Annotated in this window: 2 protein-coding genes; both read right to left on the minus strand. The window is 46.0% G+C overall.

Annotated elements, in window-relative coordinates:
• Positions 1 to 67: 67 nt before the first annotated feature.
• Positions 68 to 661 carry a ribonuclease I gene (locus tag ACE3T3_RS15810; protein WP_228740192.1) on the minus strand — a complete coding sequence of 198 codons (594 nt, stop codon included), beginning with the start codon at positions 659 to 661 and terminating at the stop codon, positions 68 to 70.
• 87 nt (positions 662 to 748) lie between these two features.
• Positions 749 to 2,716: a transglycosylase SLT domain-containing protein gene (locus ACE3T3_RS15815; protein WP_374668608.1), complete on the minus strand. Its 1,968-nt coding sequence runs from the start codon at positions 2,714 to 2,716 to the stop codon at positions 749 to 751.
• Between the last annotated feature and the right edge of the window lie 50 nt (positions 2,717 to 2,766).

Here is a 2,766-nt window from a genome sequence, read left to right on the forward strand (position 1 = left end):
GCATGTAAAAGAGAATGAATTCCAACAAAAGTATGATAGGAAATATAAATTAATTTAGGGAAAGAGATTAGTAAGAACCCTTGATCGCAAAAGAATTTGGGCAGTTTTCTTGTATATTCTCTGCACAGCCTTTGTACTGACCATTGGGTTTATAACAAACTTTGACTTCGGTCAAAATATTGGTTTGACGGTGAGTACGGCAGCTAAAACGTAGCCCGCTTGCAGGCAGTCCAGGATTTAGACGTTGGAACTGCCCACGTAAGCTATGCAGTTGCGCAGTTTTATTTTCAGATGAAGTCAAATCTGCGGGAATTTTTAAACGTTCTGCATAATTAATCACGTTACGGAAATATTGACTGGCACTCATCGGCACACATCCCCCAATTTCTGCCCACAACTGGCGACGTGCATGCTCATCGGGCATGACTCTCGCCACCACTTTGGCCTGAAGTGGTGACAGCACTGCTGAGGAATTGGTCTGACACTCTCGTGTCGTGGTTTCAGGATACAATCCAGTGATGTTGAGCGAATAGCCTTCCAAACATTTCCGTTTCTTTGAGCCTTGATTATCGAACAAACACACGGCGGGTGTCATTTGAACTTCCATCACATAGCCAAACACGGTCGGTGTTGCATGGGCTGATGTCGCAAAAAATCCCATAACAATACCGCTGCTGATCAATAGCAGAAGCTTTTGCGTTAAGACTGATTGGGATGACATCAAAACCATAAAATGCCTAGGCCTTTATTATTGACTTCTAAAAGGAATATTTTGCATGCGCTGGGTGATTGACTGTGGGCCCTGTCCAAGCAGCACACCATAATGGGTCGCATTACTCATGACATGCTTGACGTAATCACGAGTTTCAGTCAGAGGAATACTTTCTGTGTATTGATCCGCCGCAATCGGCTGATTTTCAGGCTGCCAACGACGCGCACGATTTGGCCCTGCGTTATAACCTGCGGTGGCAAGTACAGGACTGTTGCTTAATTGGCTTTGAATCATGGACAAGTAAAATGTGCCATAACGAACATTGGTATTCATATCACTCAGTGCAGCAGGATTATAGGTTTCACCCATTTGTCTAGCGACCAGTTTTGCCGTATCTGGCATGATCTGCATCAAACCACCTGCCCCCACATGCGAGCGAGCATGGGTAACAAATCGGCTTTCTTGTCGCATTAACCCATACGCCCATGCAGGATCTATGCCTGCATTGCGACTATGACTGACCACATAGCTTTGATGCGGCATGGCATAACGATAACTGTAGTTATGTTGCTTGACGGTTCGATCAGCTGCATAGATCGCGCGGTCATACCATCCCATTTCTGTTGCACGTTTGGCAGCAGCCAAAATTAAGCCATCATCTTGTTTTAAATAAGCTTGTCGAACCGCCCAATTCCATTCACGGTTGACATAATTGTCTGGCGCATTGACGTTGCGCAGTGCAAAAGCGCGGCTAAAGTGAATATCTTGACTCAAACGCTGCGCATCCGCATTGCTCGGTTGGGTATTGGCTGGAATCGTTTGATAACCTTGACCAATACGATCTTTTGCCAATAAGTTATGATAATCGTCACCTACTGACAATTTTTTGAAGATCTCGCGCGCCAGTGTTTTTGACTTTGCATCACCACGCTGTTCTGAAGCACGGGCTAACCAATATTGCCAGCGGTCTTCTTGTTTTTGCGTCACACTCATGCCATCAATGGCACGAATGACACTCTCCCATGCGCCGAAACGAATGGCTTGGCGTGCATAGATTTCAGCTTCTTCTTCACTCAGTGCTAAACCATAGCTCCGATCGAAGGCTTGCAACACTTCCACATTAAAATTGTTTTTCATAACGGTTGTGCCACCGATATACCCCACAGCGCGATACAACGCTTTTTGCACCGACTCAGGTGTTCCTTCTGCAGCACGCTTGACCGACGCCAGTGCAGTATTTAGATCACTGTCGGCTAAACGGCCAATGGCATAAATTAAATACGCTTGATCTGCCGCCGACGCTTTCGGTGCGGACCAGAGATAGTTCAGTGGATCGGCTTGAATGCTATTCAGCTGGGCCAAAGACAGATTCATGCCAATGGTTTGTGCGGTTGCAATCGCTTGACCTGACTGCCCTGCACGTAGCTGTGACCATAGACGTTGTTGTTTGTCTTGTTCCGTCATCAGTGGACTAGACAACATCATGCGCCCCAGCCCTGCACAAGACTCAGGCTGTGAATTGGTCGTGAGCCAAACATCTTTATATTTGGCAAAAACCAAAGGATCGCCTGACTTGGCCCGGACTTGCGCCATAGCACAGCTTTCTGCGCGATCTGCATTGGACACATAGGCCAATACTGGCTGCGCGGAAGCAAAGTCGGCCATTTTGACTTTTTCTTCAATGTAATCTGCTGCTAACTTCTCAGCCATGGCAGATTGCGGATAGCGTTGTGCAAATCCGACAATGTTCGCCGCAGGTTGCAACGCCAAATTACTGTTAAGTACCCAATATTCAGGATAATAGCCCAGCACATCACCCTGCATACTACTTTGATATTGTTGTAATAAACCAACATTGCCAGCATTTGCTGCACGCAAGGCATTATTAAACTGTTCATCTGCGGCATATGTCGCTGCAGATAGACCTAAGGCAGCCACACCCAACGCAAACACTTGATAATATTTATTCTGTAATCGTTTTAACATGGGTTTGCCTTCAGTCATCTTTGGATTGCCTAGTCTCGTCTCATCATTTTCATTAGTTTAATAACTCA

Origin of the sequence: Acinetobacter sp., assembly GCF_041919735.1 — a bacterium.
Classification (GTDB): Bacteria; Pseudomonadota; Gammaproteobacteria; order Pseudomonadales; family Moraxellaceae; genus Acinetobacter.